This window comes from Micromonospora sp. NPDC049497 (genome assembly GCF_044465805.1).
GTDB lineage: Bacteria > Actinomycetota > Actinomycetes > Mycobacteriales > Micromonosporaceae > Micromonospora.
Genome location: NZ_JBITMC010000021.1, coordinates 59,535 through 84,085 on the forward strand (window position 1 = coordinate 59,535; position 24,551 = coordinate 84,085).

The 24,551-nt window shown below is 73.8% G+C and carries 19 protein-coding genes; 8 read left to right on the forward strand and 11 right to left on the reverse strand.

Features of this window, described 5'->3' with window-relative positions:
- Positions 1-54: 54 nt before the first annotated feature.
- Entirely contained in the window at positions 55-591 is a 537-nt protein-coding gene (locus tag ACIBR0_RS24380; protein WP_357030515.1) for a phospholipase, read from the forward strand.
- A gap of 170 nt (positions 592-761) precedes the next feature.
- Here the strand turns inward: ACIBR0_RS24380 and ACIBR0_RS24385 are convergent, their stop codons facing one another.
- Both ACIBR0_RS24385 and ACIBR0_RS24390 read right to left on the reverse strand, forming a co-directional pair.
- Positions 762-3,602, reverse strand: a complete 2,841-nt coding sequence (locus tag ACIBR0_RS24385; RefSeq protein ID WP_396719348.1) for an ATP-binding protein — start codon at positions 3,600-3,602, stop codon at positions 762-764.
- Between the two features lie 189 nt (positions 3,603-3,791).
- Positions 3,792-4,016 carry a zinc ribbon domain-containing protein gene (locus tag ACIBR0_RS24390; protein ID WP_357030517.1) on the reverse strand — a complete coding sequence of 75 codons (225 nt, stop codon included), beginning with the start codon at positions 4,014-4,016 and terminating at the stop codon, positions 3,792-3,794.
- 56 nt (positions 4,017-4,072) lie between these two features.
- Here ACIBR0_RS24390 and ACIBR0_RS24395 point away from each other — a divergent pair, with 56 nt between their 5' ends.
- From ACIBR0_RS24395 to ACIBR0_RS24405, 3 genes are all read left to right on the forward strand, one after another.
- Positions 4,073-5,341, forward strand: coding sequence for a lytic murein transglycosylase (locus ACIBR0_RS24395; RefSeq protein ID WP_396719397.1), 1,269 nt, complete (start codon positions 4,073-4,075; stop codon positions 5,339-5,341).
- Between the two features lie 72 nt (positions 5,342-5,413).
- On the forward strand, positions 5,414-6,430 hold the full coding sequence (locus ACIBR0_RS24400; RefSeq protein ID WP_396719399.1) for a GNAT family N-acetyltransferase: 1,017 nt from the start codon (positions 5,414-5,416) through the stop codon (positions 6,428-6,430).
- 99 nt (positions 6,431-6,529) lie between these two features.
- A complete protein-coding gene (locus ACIBR0_RS24405; protein WP_396719350.1) occupies positions 6,530-9,811 on the forward strand; it encodes a lamin tail domain-containing protein in 3,282 nt (1,093 codons plus the stop codon).
- Between the two features lie 39 nt (positions 9,812-9,850).
- Here the strand turns inward: ACIBR0_RS24405 and ACIBR0_RS24410 are convergent, their stop codons facing one another.
- From ACIBR0_RS24410 to ACIBR0_RS24435, 6 genes are all read right to left on the reverse strand, one after another.
- The gene (locus ACIBR0_RS24410; protein ID WP_396719352.1) at positions 9,851-10,480 is read right to left on the reverse strand and encodes a helix-turn-helix transcriptional regulator; all 630 of its coding nucleotides are present in this window, start codon (positions 10,478-10,480) and stop codon (positions 9,851-9,853) included.
- A 569-nt stretch (positions 10,481-11,049) separates the two neighbouring features.
- Positions 11,050-12,033: a porphobilinogen synthase gene (gene hemB / locus ACIBR0_RS24415; protein WP_396719354.1), complete on the reverse strand. Its 984-nt coding sequence runs from the start codon at positions 12,031-12,033 to the stop codon at positions 11,050-11,052.
- Between the two features lie 18 nt (positions 12,034-12,051).
- Positions 12,052-13,632: a uroporphyrinogen-III synthase gene (locus tag ACIBR0_RS24420; RefSeq protein WP_396719356.1), complete on the reverse strand. Its 1,581-nt coding sequence runs from the start codon at positions 13,630-13,632 to the stop codon at positions 12,052-12,054.
- Positions 13,629-14,597: a hydroxymethylbilane synthase gene (hemC, locus tag ACIBR0_RS24425; RefSeq protein WP_396719358.1), complete on the reverse strand. Its 969-nt coding sequence runs from the start codon at positions 14,595-14,597 to the stop codon at positions 13,629-13,631. The genes ACIBR0_RS24420 and hemC overlap by 4 nt, the downstream gene beginning before the upstream one ends.
- Positions 14,594-15,997 (reverse strand): glutamyl-tRNA reductase, encoded by a 1,404-nt coding sequence (locus ACIBR0_RS24430; RefSeq protein ID WP_396719360.1) that lies wholly within the window; start codon positions 15,995-15,997, stop codon positions 14,594-14,596. The genes hemC and ACIBR0_RS24430 overlap by 4 nt, the downstream gene beginning before the upstream one ends.
- Entirely contained in the window at positions 15,994-16,764 is a 771-nt protein-coding gene (locus ACIBR0_RS24435; RefSeq protein WP_396719362.1) for a redox-sensing transcriptional repressor Rex, read from the reverse strand. The genes ACIBR0_RS24430 and ACIBR0_RS24435 overlap by 4 nt, the downstream gene beginning before the upstream one ends.
- 355 nt (positions 16,765-17,119) lie before the next feature.
- Here ACIBR0_RS24435 and ACIBR0_RS24440 point away from each other — a divergent pair, with 355 nt between their 5' ends.
- A complete protein-coding gene (locus tag ACIBR0_RS24440) occupies positions 17,120-18,424 on the forward strand; it encodes a sensor histidine kinase (RefSeq protein ID WP_396719364.1) in 1,305 nt (434 codons plus the stop codon).
- Positions 18,425-18,494: 70 nt separating this feature from the next.
- On the forward strand, positions 18,495-19,148 hold the full coding sequence (locus tag ACIBR0_RS24445) for a response regulator transcription factor (protein ID WP_357035450.1): 654 nt from the start codon (positions 18,495-18,497) through the stop codon (positions 19,146-19,148).
- Between the two features lie 7 nt (positions 19,149-19,155).
- Here the strand turns inward: ACIBR0_RS24445 and ACIBR0_RS24450 are convergent, their stop codons facing one another.
- The 3 genes from ACIBR0_RS24450 to ACIBR0_RS24460 all read right to left on the reverse strand — a co-directional run bounded on the left by ACIBR0_RS24450 (position 19,156) and on the right by ACIBR0_RS24460 (position 21,847).
- Positions 19,156-19,806, reverse strand: a complete 651-nt coding sequence (locus tag ACIBR0_RS24450) for an HAD family hydrolase (RefSeq protein ID WP_396719366.1) — start codon at positions 19,804-19,806, stop codon at positions 19,156-19,158.
- 61 nt (positions 19,807-19,867) lie between these two features.
- Positions 19,868-20,119 carry a glutaredoxin family protein gene (locus ACIBR0_RS24455; protein WP_396719368.1) on the reverse strand — a complete coding sequence of 84 codons (252 nt, stop codon included), beginning with the start codon at positions 20,117-20,119 and terminating at the stop codon, positions 19,868-19,870.
- A gap of 87 nt (positions 20,120-20,206) precedes the next feature.
- Positions 20,207-21,847, reverse strand: a complete 1,641-nt coding sequence (locus ACIBR0_RS24460) for an AMP-binding protein (protein ID WP_396719370.1) — start codon at positions 21,845-21,847, stop codon at positions 20,207-20,209.
- A 517-nt stretch (positions 21,848-22,364) separates the two neighbouring features.
- On the opposite strand from ACIBR0_RS24460, the gene ACIBR0_RS24465 reads away from it, so the two are divergent.
- Complete coding sequence (locus tag ACIBR0_RS24465; RefSeq protein ID WP_396719372.1) at positions 22,365-23,324, forward strand: ECF subfamily RNA polymerase sigma factor, BldN family; 960 nt, start codon at positions 22,365-22,367, stop codon at positions 23,322-23,324.
- A gap of 288 nt (positions 23,325-23,612) precedes the next feature.
- Complete coding sequence (locus ACIBR0_RS24470) at positions 23,613-24,491, forward strand: DUF5667 domain-containing protein (protein WP_396719374.1); 879 nt, start codon at positions 23,613-23,615, stop codon at positions 24,489-24,491.
- Positions 24,492-24,551: the final 60 nt, after the last annotated feature.

A 24,551-nucleotide genomic window follows, 5' to 3' on the forward strand; every position in this document is an offset into this window, starting at 1 on the left:
TGGTTACCCGCCAGTGAACGACCGTCCCACCCGCAAACCCCCGCGGAGGTACCCGTGCCCAGACGTCTCACCACCGGACTCGCCTCGGTCGTCATCGCCCTGCTCGGCGTGCTCGGGGTGGCCTCCCCCGCCGCCGCCGTCACCACCACCGAGAAGGTCGCCGTCCTGTCCAGCTGGACCCAGACCAGCGCCACCAGCTACAACGCCTGGAACTCCGCACGGCTCAACAAGGCCGCCTGGTCGGCGTACGCCTTCGACTGGTCCACCGACTACTGCTCGTCCAGCCCGGACAACCCCCTCGGGTTCAGGTTCGACCTCTCCTGCTACCGGCACGACTTCGGCTACCGCAACTACAAGGCGGTCGGCCTGTTCTCCGCCAACAAGGCCCGCCTGGACAGCGCCTTCTACGCGGACCTGAAGCGCTCCTGCGCCACGTACAGCTCGATCGTCCGGCCGGCCTGCTACAGCCTCGCCTGGACCTACTACCAGGCGGTCAGCGTCTTCGGCTCGACGGCCGCCGTCCAGCAGTCCGACATCGACCGCGCCGCCCGCATGAAGGCCCAAGCCGAGGCCACCGCCGCCCGCACCTAACCCCCACCCCCACCCCACCCCCACCCCCCACCCCCACCCCCCACCCCCCTCCCCTCCCCGGAAGGAGTTGATCAAGGGGTTTGCGTCAGCATCCGAGCCGGACCTGACGCAAACCCCTTGATCAACCAGGGAAGGAGGGGGGAGGGGGGATGGGAGGGGAGGGGGCGCTGTTAGGCGTGTTCGGTGTGGCGGTCGGGGGCGCCGGAGGGTTGGCGTGGGGGAACTGGCCGGGGAGGGCTCGCGCGGGTGTGGAAGCGCGTCGAGTCGGCGGCCAGGTCCGGGTGCTCGACGCCCAGGGCCACCGCGGCGGCCTCCTCCAGACCCAGGTCGGCCCCCTCGCCGTAGGCGGCGTCGAAGGCCGCGTCACCCATCCGCAGGCGCAGCTCCGCCTGCTGCTCGGCCCAGTACGCCCCGTGGATGCCGGCGGTGGAACGCAGGCTCGCCCGGGTCGCCTGCGCCGCGCCGAACAGCCGCGCCGCGGTCGCCAGGTCACCGCCGACCGCGCACCGCACCGCCATCGCGTGCAGCGTGTCGCAGGCACGCCCGTGGAAGCCGTGCGCCATCCGGGAGCGCAGCGCCACCACCAGGTGCTCGTGCGCGGCGATCAGGTCGTTCCGGGCCAGGGCGACCATGCCGAGCAGCATGTCGACCGAACGCCGACCACGGTCGAGGGGGCGGGCCGCCTCCACCGGGCGCGCCGCGCCGAGCAGCTCCGCCGCCTCGTCCAGGGCACCGCGCCGCCACAGCAGCTCGGCCAGGGCGTACACCGCGAGGAGCGCGTCACCCACCACGTCCTGCCGGTGGGCCCAGTCGATGACCTCCCGGCAGACCCGTTCGGCCTCGGCGAACTGTCCCATGTCGACCAGCGGAGCGGCCCGCCCGGCGAGCACCCGGGCCAGCAGGCCGGCGTCGCCGGCCTGCCGCGCCGCCGCCTCCGCCCGCTGGGAGAAACGCAGCTCCTCGACGAACTCACCGTCCGCGCCGGCGTGCAGCGAGTGCATGTGGTACGCCGCCGCCAGCTCCGCCTCGGGGACCCGCTCCCCCGTCTCGGCCAGCCGCCCGTACAGCCGGGACAGCCACAGCCGCCCCTCACGGGCCAGCCCTCGCTCCCGCCACCACTGGTCGAGGCCACCCGCGAGGCGGAGCCCCGCCCGGGCGCTGCCCCCGACGGCGCACCAACGCAGCGCGGCACGCGACTCACCGGCGAGCGGGTCCAGCGCGTACAGGGACAGGGTGACCGGCCGGCCGTCCGGGCCCAGGTGCGCCCGCTCCAGCGCGTGCGCCGACCAGGCCACGTGCCGGTTACGGGCGGCCTCCTCCTCACCCGCCTCCGCCAACCGCCGGGCCGCGTACGCCCGGATCGGGTCCAGCATCCGGTACGTGCTGCCCGAGGCGTGCGGCTCGGCCAGCACCATCGACTTGTCCACCAGCACCGAGAGCGGGTCCAACGGGTCGTCCGCGAGCAGCCACTCCACCGTGGAGAGGTCCACCGGCCCGGCGAAGACCGACAGCCACCGCAGCAGGCGCGCGGCGCGCGGACCGAGCGTCCGGTACGACCACGTCACCGTGGCCTGCATCGTCAGGTGCCGCTCGGTGGCGGACCGCTGCACCGCCCGGGTGGCCGGCGACGGCGGCGACAGACCGACTGCCGCCGCCACCAGGTCCACGGTGTCCTGCTGGTTGCCCGTCCACGCCCGCTCGGCCGGAGGTGACTCGGGAACGTCCCGCCCGGCGTCCAGGGTGCCGAGCACGTCGTCGAGGCGCTCCGCGAGCTGCCCGACCGACAACACCCGCAACCGGGCGGCGGCCAACTCGATCGCCAGCGGCAGGCCGTCCAGGCGCTGCACCACCCGGCGCAGGTCGGCCGACTCGGCGGGGTCCGGTTGCCGGCCGCCCCGGGCCGCCGCCGTCCGGTCCAGCAGCAGCGCCACCGCGTCGCTCTCCGCGCCGGCCACCGGCGGGTCCACCGACAACGGCGGGATCCGCCACACCACCTCACCGAGCAGGCCGAACGGCTCCCGGCTCGTGGCGAGCACCCGGACACCCGTGCCGCCGGCCAGCAGCCGGGAGATCACGTCGGCGGACGCGACCGGCTGGGCGTCGCACGTGTCGAGCACGATCAGCATCCGCCGGCCGGCCGCGTACTCCACCAGGGTGTCCACCACCGGGCGGCCCGGCTCGGGACGCAGGCCGAGCACGGCGGCCACCGCGAACGCCACCAGACCCGGATCGGTGACCGTGGCGATGTCCACGAACCAGACCCCGTCCGGGTGGGAGTCCACCAGGTCGGCGGCGAGCTCCACGGCGAGCCGGGTCTTGCCCGTCCCGCCCGCGCCGAGCACCGTCACCAGCCGGTGGGCCTCCATCAGCCGCCGCAGCTCCGCCCGCTCCGCCTGCCGGCCGACGAACGAGGTGACCTGGGTGGGCAGGTTGTGCGCGACCGCGTCGGCGGTACGCGGTCGCGGGAACTGCCGTTCCAGGCCCGGGGCGACGAGCTGGAAGAGCCGTTCCCGGTCGTCGAAGCCCCGCAACCGGTGCAGGCCGAGGTCGAGGAGGGAGGCGCCGGGCGGCAACGGGTCCGCGTGGCGGGCCGCCGACGCCGAGCAGAGCACCTGGCCACCGTGCGCCGCGGCGGCGACCCGGGCGGCCCGGTGCACCTCCGGGCTCGCGTACTCGCCGTCGCGGGGCTCGGCCCAACCCGTGTGCAGACCCATCCGGACCCGGGGGGCGGCCTCCGACGTCGGCCAGTCGTGGTTGGCCAGCGCCCGCTGGGCGGTCAGACAGGCGGTCAGCGCGGCGGACGCGTCGGCGAAGGCCAGGAAGAACGAGTCACCCTCGGTCAGCAGCTCCGCGCCCTCGGTCGCGGCGATCGTACGGCGCAGCAGCCGCCGGTGCTCGCGGAGCACCGGCCGGTAGTCGGGGCCGAGCAGCTGGGCCAGCCGCGTGGAGCCCTCGATGTCGGTGAACACGAAGGTCACCCACCCGGTCGGGAGGTGGATCCGTGTCGACATGCGAGGAACCTCCGCCCGTGACGTCGGGTTCATGCTGCCCGAACCCGAGTCGTCACGCATCGTGAGAACGGTCGGCCCAGTTCGGCCCCAACGTGCCAACTCGGACGCCCGACGGCAGGAACGGCGGACCGTCGGCACTGGACCGCGCCGGCAGCGGCCACGCCTTCCCGCCGGGCGGGAACACGCAGCTCAGCAGCCGCAGCCACCGCCACAGCAGCCGCCACCGGCGGCCGGCGCGGCAGGACCGACCGCAGCCCCGGAACCACCGCGGCCGGTGACCGCCACCGTCGAGAGCAGCTTCACGGTGTCGGTGTGTCCCTCCGGGCAGGACGCCGGTGCGCCGGCCTGCGCCATCGGGCGGTTGACCTCGAAGGTGTCGCCGCAGGCGCGGCAGCGGAACTCGTACCGGGGCATGGCAACAGGGTACGACCGGTCCTGACGTACGGGCGAGTATGGGTGATACTCAACTGGTGGTGGACGGCGAGGACAGATCGGCCCTTCGACCCCTGCGCCCGGCCGCGCCGCTCGACGGGCCGCTCGCGGCCTCCGGCGCTGCCCCGGACGAGGCGACGGGTGCGGTGCCCCGGCCGCGCCGTCCCCGGCTGAGGTCACCGGACCCGGCCTCCGGCGCGCCGGACGCGACCGAGGCCGACGAGCCGCGATCCCCCACGGCGAACGCCGACCAGCCGAAGACCGACGACACCGAGAAGACCGACGGCACAACGGGGGTCGCGGACGGAACGACGGCCGGCGCCGCCGGGACACCGTCGCCCGACGCGGTCACGCCCGCGGGTCCACCGGCAGCCCGGCGGCGCCGGGTGCCCTTCGCCCACGCCGTACACACTCCCCCCGGTCGTGTCGCGGTGGCCGCCGCGCGGTCGACGCGCGACTGGTCGCGGCGCCCCAGCGGGCGGCTCACCCTGCCCGGTGTCTTCCTGCTGGCCCTGGTCGCGGCGACCGCCGCGGCCGGCGCGCTGCTGGTGCCGGCGACGGTCCGCGCGCCCCGCCCGGTGGCCGTCGACGCGACGGCGCCGACGGGCCTGCCGGACGGAGCGTTCCCCGCCGGGTCGCCGCCGCCCCTGTCCTCCCCGCTGCCCAGCGGGTCGGCGCCGCTCGGGGCGCCGACGGTCGGCGTGCCGTCCGGTGGGCCCGTGGTCGGCACCGGTCGTCCCGCGGACGCCCTCGCCGCCTGGGCCGCGCAGATCAGCCCGAAGGTCAACATCCCGGCGGTCGCCCTCCAGGCGTACGGGTACGCCGAGCTGGTGCTCTCCCAGACCAACCGCAGCTGCGCCCTGAGCTGGACCACCCTCGCCGCGATCGGCCACGTCGAGTCGGGGCATGGCAGCGCCAACGGCGCCCGGCTGGGCGCGGACGGCAAGGCGCTACCGAAGATCATCGGGCTGCCGCTGGACGGCCAGGGCGGCCGGATGCGGATCGCGGACACGGACCGGGGCGTCATGGACGAGGACCCCGTGCTCGACAGGGCGATCGGGCCGATGCAGTTCATCCCGACCACCTGGCAGGAGGTCGGCGTCGACGCCGACAACGACGCGGCCCGGGACCCGCACGACATCGACGACGCCGCCCTCGCGGCCGGCAACTACCTGTGCAAGGGCGGCCGGAACCTGACCATCCCCGGCGACTGGTGGAACGCGATCCTGTCGTACAACGACGTGCGGCGGTACGCCCAGGACGTGTACGACACCGCCAACCGCTACGGACAGGCCAGCCGTACGTGACGTGATCGTCCGCGCACATTGGAGAACTGGACACTTCCCCCCGGCAGCCGTTAACGGCAAGCTAGACGGGTGATGGTGCGCGAGTGGGACCCCAGGACCGCGTCGTCCGCCGAGATCGCGTCGCTGCTGGACACGTTGAACGCAATCCTGGCGGCCGACCTGCCGCAGGATCCGCCGTGGCGGGAGAACTCCCTGCGGGAGTACCTCACCGAGGTGATGCCCGGCGAACGGCGGATCTCCTGGGTGGCGCAGGCCGAGCCGGCCGCCGACGGCACCCCGGGCGCGATCCTGGGCCAGGTGCACGTGCTGCTGCTCGGTGACATCGGCGTGCTGGAGGTGCTGGTGCACCCCGACGTGCGGCGCACCAGCCTGGGACGCACGCTGGTCCTGGTGGCGGCCCGACGCGTCTACCAGGAGGGCTTCCGCTCGATCGGCGTCGAGGTGGTCGGCGACACGCCCGCCGTCGGTTTCTACGAGTCGCTCGGGTTCACCCGGGAGTACGTGGAAACCCGCAGCGTGCTCGACCTGACCGCGGTCGACTGGACCGAGCTGACCGAGATGTCCTCCGGCATCGGCGCGGGCTACCACCTGGAGTTCTGGCCCGGCGGCCCGCCCGACGGGCTGATCGAGGCGTACGCCCGGGCCAAGGCCGAGGTGCGCGACGTCGACGACGGCGAACTGCGCCCCAGCTCGTACGACCCGCAGCGGCTGCGGGACAGCCTCGACTGCCTGCACCGGCGGGGCATGAAGCCCTACATCGTGCTCGCCCTGCACGAGCAGAGCGGCGAGGTGGCCGGCCTGACCGAGGTGGTGGTGCCGGCCCAGCATCCCACCCGCGCCGACCAGTACGACACGATCGTCGCGCAGGACCACCGCGGCTACGGCATCGACCGCGCGATCAAGGCGCGGATGCTGCTGGAGCTGCGCTCGGCGGAGCGGGAGCTGACCGAGGTGCAGACCTGGAACGCGCAGGCCAACGAGGCGATGCTCAAGGTCAACGCCGAGCTGGGCTATCGTCCGGACCGGGAGTGGTGCGAGTACAGCGTCGACGTCGCGGAGCTGGTCCACCGGCTGGACGCAGGCCGCTGATCGGGCAGAAGTTCACGAAACCGTCCGATGGGGGATGGACGCCGGCCAACCACGCGCCTTAACGTGCGTTAGATCCCGTCCACCCATCGTGGAGGCCCCATGCGCCCGCGCCGCACACTTGCCGCGCTCGCGACCGCCACCGCAGCCGTGACCGTCACGGCTGTCGGCGTCGCACCCACCGCGGCCAGCGCCGCGCCCACCGACCTTTTCATCTCCGAGTACGTCGAAGGCTCCTCGAACAACAAGGCGATCGAGCTGTTCAACGGCACCGGAGCGGCCATCGACCTGGCCTCCGGCGGATACCAGCTCCAGCTGTACTTCAACGGCGCCACCACCCCGGCGACCAGCCTGGCGCTGACCGGCACGGTCGCCGCCGGGGACGCCTTCGTGCTCGCCAGCTCCTCGGCCAACGCGGCGATCCTCGCCCAGGCCGACCAGACCACCGGCGCGAGCCTCTTCAACGGCGACGACGCGATCGTGCTGCGCCGGGGCGCCACGGTGCTCGACTCGATCGGCCAGGTCGGCGTCGACCCGGGCACCGAGTGGGGCAGCGGCGTGACCAGCACCGCCGACAACACGCTGCGCCGGCTCGGCGCCGTGACGGCCGGCGACGCCGACCCGTCGGACGCCTTCGACCCGGCCACCCAGTGGGCCGGCTTCGCCACCGACACGGTGGACGGGCTGGGCGCGCACAGCGTCGACGGAGGTGGCCCGGTCGACGTGCCGGGGTCGGTCACCTGCGGCGGGGCACTGGTCACCGCCGTCGGCACCCCGGGGACCCGGGAGGTCACCGCCACCGACGCCGACGACCGCGTCGTCGACGTGGCCGTCACCTCGGTCACCCCGGCCCCGGCCGCCGGCTCGATCAGCCGTACCGACCTGACCCCGGCCGACGCGGTCGCCGGCACCGCCCGCGCCACCGTCACGGCGAGCGCCGACCTGGCCGGCGGCATCTACGCCGTCCAGGTCACCGCCACCGACGCCGACGGCGGCACCGCCACCTGCACGCTCAGCGTGCAGGTCGTCGAGGAGGTCACGGTCGGGCAGGTGCAGGGTCCGACCCGCGACGACGAGTCCGGCCCGGCCGACCGGTCACCGCTCGCACCGGCCACCGGTGGCGGCAGCAGCGACCGTCTGTGGGACGTCCGGGGCGTGGTCACCCAGCTGACGCTGGCCCGCGCCAGCAACGGCAGCGACCAGCGGGGCTTCTTCCTCCAGAGCCGCGCCGACGCCACCGACGGCGACCCGACCAGCTCGGACGGCATCTTCGTCTTCATGGGCACGTTCACCTCGCTGATCGGCGGCTACGTGCCGACGGTGGGCGACGAGGTGGTCGTGCGGGCCCGGGTCGCCGAGTACTTCAACATGACCCAGCTCTCCAGCGCCTCCCTGGTTCGCAAGGTCGCCTCCGGCGTCGACGTGAACACGGCGGTCCAGGTCACCGACGCGGTGCCGCCGGTCGACCTCGCCGACGCGGAGCGCTTCTGGGAGCGGCACGAGGGCGCGCGGCTGCGGGTCCGGGCCGGCAGCGCCGCGGTGAGCGGCCGGAACGTCTTCAGCTCCACGGCCGACGCCGAGACCTACGTCATCGACCGGGACGACCCGCTGCTGGACCGCGCCGACCCGTACGCCCGCCGGGTGTTCCGGGATTCGCACCCGTTGGACAACGACCCGACGCGCCGCTTCGACGACGGCAACGGCCAGCGCATCCTGCTCGGCAGCATGGGCGTCAAGGGCACCACCGGCGACGTCACGGCGTTGCTGCCACCGGCGCACACCTTCGACACGCTGACCGCCGACGCGGTGGGCGGCCTCTACTACTCCTTCGAGAAGTACGGCGTCCAGGTCGAGTCGGCGCAGTTCACCGGCGGGGCCGACCCGTCGGCGAACAACCCGCCGCAGCCGGCCGACCGGTCCCGGGAGGTCGCGGTCGCGACCTACAACGTCGAGAACCTGTACGACTTCCGCGACGACCCGTTCGACGGTTGCGACTTCACCGGCAACGCCGGCTGCACGGGCGTACGCCCGCCGTTCGACTACGTGCCGGGCAGCGAGCAGGAGTACCGGGAGCAGCTCGCCGCGCTGGCCGACCAGATCACCACCGACCTGCACTCCCCCGACCTGATCCTGGTGCAGGAGGCCGAGGACCAGGACATCTGCACGGTCTCCGGCAGTGAGCTGGCCTGCGGCGCCACGAACGACGCCGACGGCGCTCCGGACACCCTCCAGGAGCTGGCGCTGACCATCGCGGCGAACGGCGGACCGACCTACGCGGCCGCGTACGACCGGACCGGCGCCGACGCGCGCGGCATCACCGCTGCGTTCCTGTACCGGACCGACCGGGTCTCGCTGGCCGAGGCGACCGCCGGTGACCCGCTGCTCGGCTCCGCGCCGACGGTGCAGTACCGGGGTGCCGCGCTGGCGAGCAACGCCGACGTGCAGAACCCGAAGGCGCTCAACGCCGTCCTCCCCGCCGACGTCGACGTCAGCACCGGCCGGGACGGCACCAACGTCTTCACCCGCGCGCCGCAGCTCGGCAAGTTCACCGTCGCGGCCGCGCCGGGCTCGTCGGAGCGGTTCACCCTGTGGGCGGCGAGCAACCACTACTCGTCCGGGCCGGACAGCCGGGTCGGGCAGCGTCGGGAGCAGGCCGCGTACGGGGCGGCGATCGTCACCGCGATCGAGGCGTCGGACGGGGACGCGCGGGTGGTCTACGGCGGGGACCTGAACGTCTTCCCCCGCCCCGACGACCCCATCGCGACGGCGGCGAACCCCACTCCGTCGGACCAGTTGGCACCGCTGTACGACGCGGGGATGCGCAACCTCTGGGAGGACCTGCTGGCCGACGCGCCGTCGTCCGCCTACTCGTACAGCTTCGAGGGGCAGGCCCAGACGCTGGACCACCTGTTCGTCAACGAGGCGCTGCACGGTGACCTGGTGCAGATGCGGGCGGCGCACATCAACGCCGACTGGCCGGCCGAGTTCGCCGGTGACGGCTCGCGTGGTTCCAGCGACCACGACCCGCAGGTGGCCCGGTTCCGCTCCCGCGCCACGTTGAGCGTCGGGGACGCGTCGGTGGTCGAGGGCGACCGGGACACCAGCACGCTGACCTTCCCGGTCACCGTCTCCCGGCCGCTGTCGCAGCCGGTCGTGGTCTGCGCCGCCACGTACGGCGGCACGGCGCAGGCCGGCTCCGACTACGACCCGTACGTCGGCTGCCGCACCCTGGCCGCCGGCCAGACGGCGCTCACCTTCGCGGTGACCGTCAACGGTGACCGGAAGCGGGAGGCGGACGAGAAGCTGACGCTCCTGGTGGCCGGCGTGCCCGGTCTGCTGCTGGGCGACCCGGTCGGCACCGGCACCATCACCAACGACGACTGACCTCGTCACGCGCGTACGCCGGCGGCCCGCCGGCCCGGGTCACCCACCTGGGCCGGCGGGCCGCCGTCGTCGCTCCTGCTGGATGCCCTCGGGGTCGAGCATCGCCCGGCGCCGCGCGCTGCGGAACACGTCCGGGGGCGGCGGTACGGTCCGGTACTTCGCCACCCGCACCTCCCACTGGCTCCGCCGCCGTAGGGCGTCGCGGAGCAGGCGGTTGCGGTAGAACGTCTCCGGCGGACGTGCGAGCCCGTACCTGTCGGCCCACCACTCGCCCGGCTCTGGATCGAGAATCGTGTCCAGGTGGGACGGGTACCGACGGTCGGCGCCATCGCGGATGTCGTCGCGGTCACGCATCGGACGCAGTACCCGACCACGGTCGTCCACCACCGCCAGCCGGAACCCGGCCGCCCCGAGAACGCGCTGGAGCAGCCCGAGGCTGGGCGTCACCCGCCCCGCTTCGATGCGACCGATGGTGGCGTGGTGCACACCGACGCGTCGGGCCAGCTCCCGCTGGCTCCAGTCGGCTCGACGTCGGGCCGCCCGGACGATCCCGACGATCGGCCACGGCTCGACGGGCTCGGCGGACCCGGCTGGCTCGGCGGGCTCAGTTGGCTCGGCGGGCTCGGTGGGCTCCGCCTGCTTCCGTTCCGATCGCTCCTGCAACGACATGCCCCACACCGTGCCGGACGGGGGACCGCGGATCCACCCCGTCCACCCCGCCTGTGGACAACCGCCCGCCCTGTGGACAACCACCGGGGGGCTGGGCTGGCCAGGGCGACAGGCACGGCCACCGCCACGCCACCGCCTCATCGGCCCACCCTGGCAACTGTCCGTAAGCACGTCCCGTCAAGCGCGTGGTTCACTCTCGGTGACGACGCCGCGCGAGCAGTCCGCGGCAACGGTCCGGCATGCAGACCTGTGACCAGGCACGACGCCGATAAGCCAGCTGACACCGACAATCGCCCTCGCCCACTTTGCTCTGCACCCTCATGCGCACCAGGCACCCAGAGTCACTGGCGCGTATGTGGGTGCAGAGCAAAGTGGGCGGAGGAGTGTGGTGGCCGCTCACCAGACCGTTACGGAAAGTTATTCCTTCCGCGCGCGAACGGGGACGGAAGCGGATCGGCGCCGCGACCGCGACGGCCGTCGCCGAAGCCAGCCGGGCGGCCACGTGGCCCGACGACGAGGAACACCGGCGCCGCCGGGCCGAGCCGCGCGGCCACGGCGCCGCCGGACCGTCAGTAGCGCTGGCGGAGGAGCTGGGCGGCCTCGACTGCCCAGTACGTCAGGATGATCTGCGCTCCGGCGCGGCGGATCGACGTGAGCGTCTCCAGGATCACCCGCTCGCGGTCCACCCAGCCGTTCGCTGCGGCCGCCTCGACCATCGCGTACTCGCCGGAGACCTGGTACGCGGCGACCGGCACGTCCACCGCCGCGCGGACCGCCGACACCACGTCGAGGTACGGCAGCGCCGGCTTGACCATCACGATGTCGGCGCCCTCGGCCACGTCCAGCTCCACCTCCCGCAGCGACTCCCGGAGGTTCGCCGGGTCCTGCTGGTAGGCGCGGCGGTCGCCCTCCAGCGCCGACTCCACGGCGTCGCGGAACGGGCCGAAGAACGCCGAGGCGTACTTCACGGCGTACGCGAGCACCGACACGTCCTGGTGTCCCGCGGCGTCGAGCGCCCGGCGTACGACGCCGACCTGGCCGTCCATCATCCCGGACGGCCCGACCATCCCGACCCCGGCGGCGGCCTGGGCCACCGCCATCTCGGCGTAGGCGGCGAGGGTGGCGTCGTTGTCGACGCCACCGTCGGGGGTGAGGAGGCCGCAGTGCCCGTGCGAGGTGAACTCGTCCAGGCACAGGTCGCTCATCACGACGGTGGCGTCACCCACCTCGGAGACCACGTCACGGATGGCGACGTTGAGGATGCCGTTCGGATCGACGCCACCGGAGCCGGTGGCGTCCCGTGACGTCGGCACCCCGAAGAGCATGATGCCCCCCACACCGGCCTGGACCGCCTCGACCGCCGCCTTGCGCAGCGAGTCCCGGGAGTGCTGGAGCACTCCCGGGAGCGACGCGACGGGCCGCGGCTCGGTCAACCCCTCCTTGACGAACATCGGCACGACCAGCTCGGCCGGGTCGACGCGGGTCTCGGACACCAGCCGTCGGACCGCCGCGTTGCGGCGCAGCCGACGGGGCCGGATCTCGGGGTACGGCATGGGGGCCTCCTGCTACGACTACCGGAACCTCAGGGCGGTCGGCCCCTGCACCTTCGAACCACGCCGCTGCTTCGCCGGCATGGCGGCGAGCTTCTCGCGCAGCTCGACGGCGTAGGCGGCGAGCGCCTCCACCAGATCGGGGACCGAGGCGTGCGGCGGCTGGACGTCAACCCGCAGGCCGAACTCCGTCGCGGTCTCCGCCGTCTTGGGCCCGATAACCGCAACAACGGTACGCGCGTGCGGCTTCCCGGCGATGCCGACCAGGTTCCGCACGGTCGAGGACGAGGTGAAGAGCACCGCGTCGAAACCGCCGGACTTGATCGCGTCCCGGATCTCGGCGGGCGGCGGGGCGGCCCGGACGGTCCGGTACGCGGTCACGTCGTCGACCTCCCAGCCACGCTCGGTGAGCCCGGCGGCGAGCGTCTCGGTGGCGATGTCGGCGCGGGGCAGCAGCACCCGGCCCACCGGGTCGAGGATCTCGTCGTGCGGCGAGAACTCGGCCAGCAGGCCCTCGGAGGACTGCTCACCAGCGGGGACCAGCTCCGGCTGGATGCCGAAGGCGCGGACCGCGTCGGCGGTCGCCTCACCGATGCAGGCGATCTTGACGCCGCCGAAGTGGCGGGCGTCCAGGCCGTGCTCGGCGAACTTCTCCCAGACCGCCCGGACCGCGTTCACCGAGGTGAAGATCACCCAGGCGTACCGGCCGTCGACCAGGCCCTTGACCGCCCGCTCCATCTGGGCCGGCGTACGCGGCGGCTCGACCGCGATGGTCGGCACCTCGCACGGGATGGCCCCGTACGCGCGCAGCCGCGCGCTCATCGCACCGGCCTGCTCCTTGGTGCGGGGCACCAGCACCTTCCAGCCGTACAGCGGGCGGTTCTCCCACCAGCTCAGCTTGTCCCGCTGGCCGACGCCCTCACCGAGGGTGAGCACGACCCGGCCGGTGAAGCCGAGGGCCGCCGCGACGAAGGAGTCCACGGTCGACGTGGTCGTGTACTGCGTCTCGCCGGTGCCGTCGCCGGTCACCCCGACGCCGGTCGTGCCGTCCACCCCGGCGGCCAGCAGGCCGTCCCGGATCGCGGCGAGGTCACCGGCGTCCACCGCCAGAGCCAGCGAGCCCCGGCCGACGGCCGCCGCCAGCGCCTCGAAGTCCAGGGTGTTGACGTCCTCGACGTCCGCCGCGGTCCGTACGCCCGGCAGCGGCACACCCGCGTACGTGGCCACGCCCTCGGCCTGCCCGACACCGGGTACCACCTCGAAGTGCGCGGCGGTACGGGCCACCGCCTGCACCTCCTTGACCACCGAGTCGTGACCGAAGGGGTCACCGGCGACCAGGTGCACCGCGTTCAGCCCGGAGCGGGCCGCCGAGATCAGCACCTTCGCCACGTCACCCGGAGCGCCCTCCGCCGGGGTGAACTGCGCGTCTTCCTTCGCCTGCGCACGGACCGCGTCGAGCAGCGACTCGGGGACTCCCCGGTCGTACACGACCTGGTCGGCGTCGACGAGGGCGTCGTGCGCCCGGCGGGTCAGCAGGCCCGGGTCGCCGGGACCGGCCCCGACGAACGCGATGCGGCCTACGGGCTTACGGGTGCGGGTCATTCTGTGCTCCCAAATTGCTGGGTCCCCGGGCCGGTGTGTCCTTCCTGGCCGAGGATCGAGTCGGCGCCGAGGTCGAGGAGTTCGGCGGCGAGTGCCTTGCCGATCTCCGCCGCGTCGGCGGGCGTACCGGTGTGGGACAGCCGGAGGTCTCGCGAACCGTCCGGGCTGATCACCGCACCGCGCAGGTAGATCTCATCGCCGGTCTCACCCTCGGCGAGTTCGGCGTAGGCGGCGACCGGAGCGGAGCATCCGGCCTCCAGGGTGGCCAGCAGCGCCCGTTCCGCGGTGACCGCGGCGCGGGACGGTGCGTGGTCGAGCACGGTGAGCAGCTCGACCAGGTCCGGGTCGTCGATCCGGCACTCCACCGCCAGCGCGCCCTGGGCGGGCGCGGGCAGCATCAGCATCGGGTCGAGCGTCTCGGTGATCACGTCGGTGCGGCCCAACCGGGCCAGCCCGGCCCGAGCCAGGACCACGGCGTCCAGGTCGGCGTCCGGGCCGAGCACCCGCGCGAGCCGGGTGTCGACGTTGCCCCGGATGGGGGTGACCTCCAGTTGCAGCCCGAGCGCGTGCAGCTGGGCGATGCGGCGCAGCGCGCCGGTGCCGATCCGCGCGCCGGACGGCAGCTCGGCGAGCGTACGACCGTCCGTGGCGATCAGGGCGTCCCGCGGGTCCTGCCGGGGCGGTACGGCCGCGATGTGCAGGCCGGGGGCCGCCGCGGTGGGCAGGTCCTTGTAGGAGTGCACCGCGAAATCGATCGTGTTGGCGACAAGCGCGTCCCGCAGCGCGGAGACGAACACGCCGACGCCGAGCCGGTGCACCGGCGCGGACGAGCGGTCACCGGCGGTCACCACCTCCACCAGTTCGACGGCGCGGCCGGTGGCGGCGGTCAGCGCGTCGGCGATCTGGCCGGACTGGGCCATCGCGAGCTTGCTGCCCCGGGTACCGAGACGCAGGGGGGTGCTCATCGCTCACCTCCGGTGGGCGGGAAGTCGGCGACGGTGCCGCCGAACGGCGGGACGTCGCTGTCGGCGTCTCCGAAACGGGGGACGTCGGCGGTGTCGACGATGTCGGGGACCGTGTCGACCGGGGAGGTCTGCGGCACCTGGAGGTCGAACAGCTCGCGCAGCAGGGCCGCGTACTGGTCGCCGCCGGGCTCGGCCGCGAGCTGGCGGACCCGCACGGTGGGCTGGTGCAGCAGCCGCTGGACCACGCGGTGCACCGTCCGGGCCACCTCGGCGCGCTGGTCGTCGCTGAGGTCCGGACGGCGCTGGGCCAGCCGGCGCAGCTCGGCGGTCACCACGTCGTCGGCCCGGCCGCGCAGCGCGGCCACGGTCGGGGCGACGTCGGCGCCGCGCAGCCAGGTGAGGAAACCGTCGACCTCGCCGACCACGATCCGCTCCACGGCGGCGGCGTCGGCGGCGGCCGGACCGTCGGCGACCAGCGTGGCCATCCGGTCGATGTCGATCACCTCGACCCCGGGCAGGTCGGCGACGCCGGGCTCCACGTCACGCGGCACGGCCAGGTCGAGCAGGACCAGCGGGCCCCGCTCCGGGTCCCGGTCGGCGAGCGCCCGGCCGACGACGTCCCGGGTGAGGACCGCCTCCGTGGCGGCGGTGGCCGCCACGACGATGTCCACGGTGGAAAGGGCTGAGGTCAGCTCCGCGATCGGCGCGGCGGCGGCTCCGTACGACTCGGCGAGCCGGACCGCCCGGTCGGCGCCCCGGTTGGTCACGGTGAGGGGGCCGGCGCCCAGCCGGGACAGTGTCGCCACGCCCAGCGACCCCATCGCGCCCGCACCGACCACGAGGGCCGGACGGCCGGCCAGGTCGCCGTCGAGCAGCTCCGCGGCCAGGTCGAGCGCGGCGGTGACCACGCTCTGGCCGGCCCGGTCGATGCCGGTCTCGGCGTGCGCCCGCTTACCGACCCGCAGCGCCTGCTGCATCAGCTCGTGCAGGAGGCGGCCGGCGGTGTCCGCGCCGGTAGCCCAGTGGTACGCGTCACGCAGCTGGCCGAGGATCTGCGCCTCGCCGACGACCATCGAGTCCAGTCCGGCGGCGACCCGGAAGACGTGGTCGACGGCGGCGGCGTCGAAGTGCACGTACAGGTTGTTGGCCAGCGCCGCCGGCTGGCAGCCGGCCTGCTCGGCCAGGACCGCGCAGATGTCGCCCAGCCCGCCGTGGAAACCGGACACGGCGGCGTAGACCTCCACCCGGTTGCAGGTGGAGACCAGCACCGCCTCGGTCACGTAGGGCTGCGCGACCAGGCGGTCCAGCATGCGGGTGAGGTCGGCGGGTGCGACCGCGAGCTGCTCCAGCGTGGCGACCGGAGCCGTGCGGTAGGACGCGCCGACGACGAGCAGTTTCACGTGCCGATCGCCTCCTGCGTGTCGGTGACCGCGAGACCGCCCGGCAGGGCGGTGAGGGCGGACCCGCCGGTGGCGGGGAGCGCGGTCAGAGACGCCTTGCGGTGCTCGTGGAAGGACAGGATCTGCAGCTCGATGGCGAGATCGACCTTGCGCACGTCGACCCCCTCCGGAACCGAGAGTACGCAGGGCGCGAAGTTCAGGATGCTCGTCACACCGACGGCGACGAGCTGGTCGGCGACGGCCTGCGCGGCGGCGGCGGGGGTGGCGATCACGCCGATGGCGAGGGCCTCCTCGCCGGCGATCCGGGGCAGCTCGTCGATGTGCTGGACGACCAGACCGTTGATCTCCTCGCCGACCCGGTCGGGGTCGGCGTCGAGGAGCGCCGCGATGCGGAAGCCGCGGCTGGCGAACCCGTCGTAGCCGGCCAGGGCGTGACCGAGATTACCCACTCCGACCAGGGCGACCGCCCGGCGCTGGGTGAGCCCGAGCACGTACTCGATCTGCTCGATCAGCAGCGCCAGGTCGTACCCGACGCCCCGGGTGCCGTACGACCCGAGGTGGGAGAGGTCCTTGCGGAGCTTGGCGGAGTTCACCCCGGCGGCACCGGCCAGGCCCTCGCTGGACACCGTCTCGTGGCCGCTCTCGGCCAGGTTGTGCAGGGCACGGAGGTATTCGGGAAGACGCGCGACGGTCGCCTCGGGCAGGTCCGGGAGCGCCGGTACGGCACCGGCGCGGCCGGGCGCGCCTGGGTGACGGTGCTGACTCATGAGACTCCGTGCGGTGCGATCCTCGGCCAACTCCGCTGGTCGGCCGCTTCGGGACTCCCGCTGGCGACCGAGATTGCCGGCTGTGCTAGCAGGGCGCGTCGGAACTACAGAGTAGGCGCTTGTGAAGACGTGCACAAATCGCGATCTTGCTGGCCCGCGACGCGGCTCCACCAGGCCTCCATTCCGCAAGATCGATCGGACACCTCGGGTGGCGCCGCTCGGTAATTATTGCTCAATTAAGACTTCTCTGACCAATCGCGCGACGCGGCTCGCCGACGGGGTAGGGCCAGCCCTACGACGGAGAGGCGGGCCGACGGGATGGGTACGGCGACCGGCGCTGCCTAGCCTCGTGGACATGACCGCAGTTTCCGCCGCCGAGCCCCGGCCCGAGCCGGCCCGGTGGCCCGGCGTCGTCGGCCAGCTCGTCGTCGACACCGGGTACGTCGTGCTCAGCCTCCCCCTGGCGATCGTGTCGTTCGTGCTCCTGGTGACCGGGGTCGCACTCGGTCTCGGGCTGCTGGTGACCGTGGTGGGCCTGCCGATCCTCACCGGCACCCTGTACGCCGCCCGCGGGCTCGCCGACATCGAACGCCTGCGTCTGCCGGCGGTCCTCCGCCGGCCCCGGATCCGCCCGCAGTACCTGGTCCCCGAGGCCGGCGCCGGGGGCTGGCGACGGATCTTCCTGCCGATGCGCGACGCCCAGTCCTGGCTGGATCTGGCCCACGGCATCTTCCGGCTGGTGGTGGCCGTGGTCACCTTCGTGGTGACGCTCACGTGGTGGGCGGTCGCGCTCGCCGGTGTCCTCTACGTCACCTACGACTGGGCGATCCCCTACGGACCGGAGGACGTCGGCCTCAACGACCTCCTCGGCCTCGGTGACTCGCCGGCGGCCCGGATCGTGCTGAACACCGCCATCGGGCTGTTCTTCCTGCTCACCCTGCCGAACGTGGTGCGCGCGTGCGCCCTGCTGGAGGCCTCCCTCGGCCGGGCGCTGCTGACCGGGGTGGCGGAGATGCGCAACCGGATCACGGTGCTGGAGGAGCAGAAGCGGGCCGCCGTGTCGGCGGAGGCGACCGCGCTGCGCCGCCTGGAACGGGACATCCACGACGGCCCGCAGCAGCGCCTGGTCCGGCTCGCGATGGACCTGAGCCGGGCCCGGCAGCAACTGGCCACCGACCCGGAGGCGGCCGGTCGGACCCTCGACGAGGCCGTCGGTCAGACCCGGGAGGCCCTCGCCGAGCTGCGCGCCCTCTCCCGGGGCATCGCACCGCCGATCCTGGTGGACCGGGGCCTGCCCAGTGCTCTCGCGGCACTCGCCGGACGGGGCCTCATCCCGATCGAGCTGCGGGTCGACGCGGACCTCGGCGACCCCGCGGGGCGGCTCGACCCGATGACGGAGAACACCGCCTACTTCGTCGTCGCCGAGGCGCTCACCAACGTCGCCAAGCACAGCCGGGCCACCACGTGCCAGGTCAGCGTGTCCCGGGAGGGACGACGGCTGCGGGTGGTCGTGGACGACGACGGCCAGGGCGGTGCGAACGTCGCCAAGGGGCACGGCCTCGCCGGCATCGCCGACCGCGTCCGAGCGGTCGGGGGCCGGCTCACGGTGGTGAGCCCGGCCGGCGGCCCCACCGAGATCCGCGCCGACCTGCCGTTGTGAGCGGGAGCACCGCCTCGGACGAGGCCGCTCCGCACCGGACCGGGGCCGGGCCGGCATGGTAGACAGCGGCATGCGCATCGTGATCGCGGACGACGCCGTGCTCCTGCGGGAGGGGCTGGTCCGGCTGCTCTCCGAGCAGGGGCATCGGGTGGTGGCCGCCGTGGGGGACGGCGACGCGCTGGTGGAGGCGGTGGTGACGCACCGGCCGGACGTGTCGATCGTGGACGTGCGGATGCCGCCGTCGCACACCGACGAGGGGCTGCGGGCGGCCGTGGAGGCTCGGCGGCTGGTGCCCCGGACGCCGATCCTGGTGCTGTCGCAGTACGTGGAGGTGTCGTACGCCGACGACCTCCTCGACACGACCGGGGGTGGCGGGGGCGGGATCGGCTACCTGCTGAAGGACCGGGTGGCCGCGATCGACGAGTTCCTCGACGCGCTGACCCGGGTGGCCGGTGGCGGCACCGTGCTCGACCCGGAGGTGGTGGGGCAGCTCTTCGCCCGCCGCCGCCGCGACGACCCGCTGCGCCACCTGACCCCGCGCGAGCGCGAGGTGCTCGCCCTGATGGCCGAGGGCCACTCGAACACGGCCATCGCCCGCACCCTGGTGGTGAGCGACGGCGCGGTCGAGAAGCACGTACGCAACATCTTCACCAAGCTGGACCTCCCGCCGGACACCGAGCAGCACCGGCGGGTGCGGGCCGTCCTGACCTACCTGCGCAACTGACCCACGGTCAGGGCAGGGTGCGGGCCAGGGTGACCGCCTCGGTCAGGGTGTCGGCGACCGGGTGGCCGGAGGCGCGGAGGCGGGTCGGGTCGGTGAAGCCGCCGGTGTACAGCACGGCGCGTCCGCCGACCTCCAGCGCCGCGTCGGCGTCGTCGAGGGAGTCGCCGATCAGCACCACGTCCCGACCGTCCACGTCCAGCTCGGCCAGGTGCCGCCGCAGCGACTCGGCCTTGCGGTCACCGCCGACCGTGGCCCGCAGCCCGTCCACCCGGACGAAGTGGCCGGTCAGGCCGTACGTGTGCACGGTCGGGACCAGCTCGGAGTGGAACCACATGGACAGCAGGGACTGGCTGCCCGGCCAGGAGGCCATCGCCACCTGCGCGTCGTGGGCGAGTCGGCAGGTGGTCAGGCCCTCCCGGTACGCGTTGTGGAAGATCGTGTCCAGCCGACCGAACTCCTCGTCGTCAACCGCCTGACCGAGCACCTCGGCGTAGTAGTCGGCGATCGGGCGGCGGAACCGCACCCGGTGCTCGTCGGCGGTGACGGTGGGACCGCCGACGGTGGCGAAGACGGTGTTGGTCGAGGCGACGACGAGGTCGAGGTCGTTGAGCAGCGTGCCGTTCCAGTCCCAGACCAGGTGGGGTCGTGCAGCGTCCATCGCCGCACCCTACCGAAGGCGGCCCGGCCGGAAACGCCCCCGCGACCCGCGACCGTACCCCTCAGAGCTGCGGGGTGGTCAGGTCCTTCAGCAGGCGCTCCTCCTCCACCCGCCAGTAGCCGTGCTCCTTGCCGTCGAGCAGGACCACCGGCAGCCGCTCGCCGTACTCCCGCTCCAGCTCGATGTCGTCGGTGACGTCCTTTTCGATCCAGCGGTCCCCGGTGACCGCGACCACCCGGTCGAGGGCAGCCTTCGCGTCCTCGCAGAGGTGGCAGCCGGGCCGGGTGATCAGGGTGATGCGGGGCTCACGCATCGGTGTCCTCCGTGGTGCGGGCGTCGGCCGGGGCCGGCGGTCGGGTGGCCGGTGCCGCGTCGGGGCGGCACCGCGGACGGTGCCGCCTCACGACGACTCCGGCCGGAGCAGGGTCTTGCGTACCTTGCCGATCGCCGAGTGCGGCAACTCGTCGACGAACTCGACGGCGGTCGGGCACTTGAACCGGGCCAGGTTCCGGGTGCAGTGGGCGAGCAGGTCCGCACCGGTGACCGGCCGCCCCGGCGCCGGCACCACGTACGCCCGGACAGTCTCTCCGGTCCGGGGGTGCGGCACACCCAGTACCGCCGACTCGGCCACGCCCGGGTGCGCGGAGAGCACCAACTCGACCTCGTGCGGGTACACGTTGAAGCCGTTGACCAGGATCAGCTCGCCGATCCGGTCGACCAGGAAGAGGTCGCCGCCGTCGTCGGCGTACGCGACGTCGCCGGTCGCCCACCAGCCGTCGGCGTCGGGGCCGCCCCGCCCGTCGGGCCAGTAACCGGAGAAAAGGTTCGCCCCGCGCACGACGATCTCGCCGGGGTCAGCGCCGAGCGCCGTGTCGGACAGGTCCGGACCGTCCGGGTCGTCGTCCGGCGCGGTCCCGCCGTCCGGCCACACGTCCGTGCCGTCCGGCCCGACCAGGCGCAGCTCGACGCCGGGCAGCGGCCGGCCGATCGAGCCGGCCGTCGGCTCGCCGCCGACCAGGGTGGAGGTGAGCACCGGCGCGGTCTCGGTCAGGCCGTACCCGACGTGCACCGACCGTCCGGTGACCTCGGTGAAGCGCGCCGCGACGGCCGGCTCCAGCGGCGCCGCGCCGCAGACCACCACACGGACCGACGCCAGCGCCGCGGCGACCGTGTCGGCGTCCGCGCCGGACCACGCCGCGACCATCGACGGTACGCCGACCAGCACGGTGACCCGGTGCCGCGCGATCTCGGCGAGCCCGGCGTCGTCGCCCAGGTCGTCGACGAGCACCCCGGTCGCGCCGTGGTGGACCACCGCGCCGAGCCCCGAGTTGAGCCCGTACGCGTGGAAGAGCGGCAGCGCCAGCAGCAGGGTGTCGTCGGGGCCGACCACCGGCGGGTCGATGGCGTCGACCTGGTCGTGGTTGGCGGCCAGCGCCCGGTGCGACAGCATCGCGCCCTTCGGCCGGCCCTCGGTGCCCGACGTGTAGAGCAGTACGGCCAGGTCCTCGCCACCCCGGGCCGGGAAGGCGTCGGTGCCGCCGGCGGTCGGCGGCGCCGTGTGGACCGCGCGGAGCGCGGGCAGTTCTTCGGTGACCGTGGCGATCCGGTCCCGGACCGGCTGCGCGCAGATCAGCACGGTGGCGCCCGAGTCGGCGAGTACGTGCCGGAGCTCCGGCGCGGTGAAGCCGGGGTTCACCGGGACGGCGACCAGTCCGGCGCGCAGCACGCCGAGGTAGCTGACGACGAAGTCCGGGGTGTTGCCCAGCGCGATCGCCACCCGGGGCGGATGCCGGTCCGGTTCGCCCGCGTCGGCCGCCGGCGCCGGTACGGCGACGGCGAGGGCCCGGGCGGTGGCACTCACCGCGGCGTCCAGCTCGGACCACGTCAGGGTCTGCTCGCGCCAGTGCAGCGCGGGGTGGTCGGGGTGGGCGGCGGCCACCCGACGGAGCCGGTCGGCCAGTGTCGACCCGCCGCTTGCGGTTGCGTCCTGCACGGTGGCTGAGTCTGGCACAGCGAACCCCGCGCCGACAGTCGCCGACATCGCCGACACCACACGGGAGAGTCCCGGCGACGGGACCGCTGGGCGACGCGGGCGGCTACGGAGCGCACGTCCACCCACGACGGACCGAGGGGCCGCCGACACACCGGCGACGAGTCGGCCGACCCGGCCCGCGACGACACCGACCTCGCCACTGACCTGGAAATCCACTCGCGACCAGCGAGCCGCGGCAAAGTCAATCGCACACGACGGACAACCGGTCCGCCATCGGTGCGACGCGCGGGGAAATACTTCGGCCCTGTGTAACGGACTTGCCACGCGCGGGTGACGTTGGCCCTATCATCACTCGGGTCGGGTCACCCCATTTGCCGTGAGTCGACACCCCTCAGCCCGAGGAGGCCCCCGTGCCCGTGAGCGCATTGGACCAGCACCTCAGGGGGATCTGCCGCCCGTCGGCACACCCCCGACCCGTCCTGTCCGGCCACGCCATACCCGGCCGGGACCCGGCGGCGACACGCCGAACGGCGTGCGCCGTCGTCGGTGGGACGGAGGCGGTCCGATGACCACCTTCGGATACGCCGAACGCCCGTCCGGCCTGACCGGCCCGGCGATCCGCGCCACGGTCAACGAACGCGCCGCCGCCCGGAGTTCCCTGGAGGACACCGCCAACCTCGTCGTCCGGGGTGAGGGGCCGAGCCGCATCCGGAACCGGCCGCCGCACCACAACGAGCCACCGCCACGACCAGCCACACCGGGCGGCAACGCCAAGCCGATCGGCGGCCGGGTCGCGTCCCCGGCCCGACCGACGATGCCGGTCCAGGGGCGGCGATCCGTGGACCCGCCCACGGCGGTCGAGGAGTCGATGACCGAGACGGCGGTGCTGCCGGCGGTGACCTCGACGCCCGCGCCGACCGTCACCTCCACCGGATACCCCAGCCGACCCGACCCGTCCGACCCGGCCACCGAGGTGTGGAGCCTGGTCGAGCGCGCCCAGGCCGGTGAGGCCGAGGCGTTCGGCCTGATCTACGACCGGTACGTGGACACCGTCTTCCGCTTCGTCTACTTCCGGGTCGGTAACCGCCAGCTCGCCGAGGACCTGACCTCCGACACCTTCCTGCGGGCGTTGAAGCGGATCGGCAGCTTCACCTGGCAGGGCCGGGACCTCGGCGCCTGGCTGGTGACGATCGCCCGCAACCTGGTGGCCGACCACTTCAAGTCCGGCCGCTACCGGCTGGAGGTCACCACCGGCGACGTGCTCGACGCCGACCGGGAGGACCGGGGGCCGGAGGGCAGCCCGGAGGCGGCCGTGGTGGAGCACATCACCAACGTCGCCCTGCTCAGCGCGGTGAAGCAGCTCAACCCGGAGCAGCAGGAGTGCATCGTGCTCCGCTTCCTGCAGGGCTTCTCGGTGGCCGAGACCGCCCGCGCGATGGGCAAGAACGAGGGCGCGATCAAGGCTCTCCAGTACCGGGCGGTGCGGGCACTGGCCCGACTGCTGCCCGACGGTTTCCAACCGTAGTCCTCTTCCTGTGGTGGCCGGCCATGACCTGCGGAGTCTCCGCAGGTCATGGCCGTATCCGCAGGTGACGTCGATCACTTTGCGTGAGTTCGCCCCCGCCTGCCCCGTAACCCATGGCATGCGCGGAGCGTTTCTCCGGGTGCGACCGTTGGCAGCCCCGGCGTCCCCCCGGGCCCCAGGTCCGGCAGCGTGGCCGGCCACGACCTCCGTCCGTGGTGTGCCGCCGTCACCGGTCGTCGGCGACGACAGCGGCCGGCCGGCCGCGACCAGCGAGAGGAGGTGCCTGCGGTGGACAGCGACCTCTTCTCCCGCCGGCGCGCCGAGCGCTTCGCGCAACTTCTCGACGAGGCCAACGGTGGCCGACGGCACCACGCCCGTTCCCGGGCCGACGACCAGCTGACCGCGCTCGTCGCGGTCGGACGGCGACTCGGCGCGGCGGTGCCGACCGTCGAGGTCGAGCCCGACTTCCGCACCAGCCTGCGGGCGATGCTGGTCGCCACCGCCGAACGCGAGGGCATCGGCGCTCCGGCGGCCACGCCCGAGCCGGCGGCGCGACGCCTCGCCGGCGCCCTCAGCGGGAGCCGGCTGCTGCCGGCGGTCACCGGTCGGCGGGCCCGCGCCCGGGGCGCGATCCTCGTCGGTATCGCGGCCGGCGCCGTCGCCGTCTCCGGGATCTCCGCGGCGAGCGAGAACGCGGTCCCGGGTGACGCGCTGTACGGGATGAAGCGCTCGACGGAACGGGCGCAGCTCGCCCTCACCGGCTCCGACGTGAGCCGCGGTCAGCTCTTCCTCGACTTCGCCCGCACCCGCCTCGACGAGGCGGCGACGCTGCGGGGCGACCGGACCGGCTTCAGCGGCGTACTCGACGACATGGACGCCGACACCCGGCAGGGCGTACGACTGCTGACCACCGCCTCGGCGCAGCGCTCCGATCCGGCGGCGCTGGACACGGTCAACACCTTCGTCACCGGTCAGCGGCGGGCGGTGAGCGGCCTGCTCGACGACGCCACCCGCGCGGAGCAGGACCGTACGCGGCGGTCACTGGCCCTGCTGGACGCGATCCGGAAACGGTCCGACGCGCTGCGCGCCGCCATCGCCTGCGACCTGCCGGTGCCGGCGGTCAGCGACTCCCTCGGTCCGACACCGGCCCGCTGCCCCGGCGACTGACCGGGGCACCACCGGACGAGCCGTCCGCGTCACACGTAACGTGAGTAGCCGGTCCGGCAG

What these genes read in the sequence shown, in the direction of transcription:
- ACIBR0_RS24385 (WP_396719348.1), bottom strand. Translation starts at nt 3,602, where the DNA reads ATGTCGACACGGATCCACCTCCCGACCGGGTGGGTGACCTTCGTGTTC.
- ACIBR0_RS24390 (WP_357030517.1), bottom strand. Translation starts at nt 4,016, where the DNA reads ATGCCCCGGTACGAGTTCCGCTGCCGCGCCTGCGGCGACACCTTCGAG.
- ACIBR0_RS24400 (WP_396719399.1), top strand. Translation starts at nt 5,414, where the DNA reads ATGGTGCGCGAGTGGGACCCCAGGACCGCGTCGTCCGCCGAGATCGCG.
- ACIBR0_RS24405 (WP_396719350.1), top strand. Translation starts at nt 6,530, where the DNA reads ATGCGCCCGCGCCGCACACTTGCCGCGCTCGCGACCGCCACCGCAGCC.
- ACIBR0_RS24410 (WP_396719352.1), bottom strand. Translation starts at nt 10,480, where the DNA reads ATGTCGTTGCAGGAGCGATCGGAACGGAAGCAGGCGGAGCCCACCGAG.
- hemB (WP_396719354.1), bottom strand. Translation starts at nt 12,033, where the DNA reads ATGCCGTACCCCGAGATCCGGCCCCGTCGGCTGCGCCGCAACGCGGCG.
- ACIBR0_RS24420 (WP_396719356.1), bottom strand. Translation starts at nt 13,632, where the DNA reads ATGACCCGCACCCGTAAGCCCGTAGGCCGCATCGCGTTCGTCGGGGCC.
- hemC (WP_396719358.1), bottom strand. Translation starts at nt 14,597, where the DNA reads ATGAGCACCCCCCTGCGTCTCGGTACCCGGGGCAGCAAGCTCGCGATG.
- ACIBR0_RS24435 (WP_396719362.1), bottom strand. Translation starts at nt 16,764, where the DNA reads ATGAGTCAGCACCGTCACCCAGGCGCGCCCGGCCGCGCCGGTGCCGTA.
- ACIBR0_RS24440 (WP_396719364.1), top strand. Translation starts at nt 17,120, where the DNA reads ATGACCGCAGTTTCCGCCGCCGAGCCCCGGCCCGAGCCGGCCCGGTGG.
- ACIBR0_RS24445 (WP_357035450.1), top strand. Translation starts at nt 18,495, where the DNA reads ATGCGCATCGTGATCGCGGACGACGCCGTGCTCCTGCGGGAGGGGCTG.
- ACIBR0_RS24450 (WP_396719366.1), bottom strand. Translation starts at nt 19,806, where the DNA reads ATGGACGCTGCACGACCCCACCTGGTCTGGGACTGGAACGGCACGCTG.
- ACIBR0_RS24455 (WP_396719368.1), bottom strand. Translation starts at nt 20,119, where the DNA reads ATGCGTGAGCCCCGCATCACCCTGATCACCCGGCCCGGCTGCCACCTC.
- ACIBR0_RS24460 (WP_396719370.1), bottom strand. Translation starts at nt 21,847, where the DNA reads ATGTCGGCGACTGTCGGCGCGGGGTTCGCTGTGCCAGACTCAGCCACC.
- ACIBR0_RS24465 (WP_396719372.1), top strand. Translation starts at nt 22,365, where the DNA reads ATGACCACCTTCGGATACGCCGAACGCCCGTCCGGCCTGACCGGCCCG.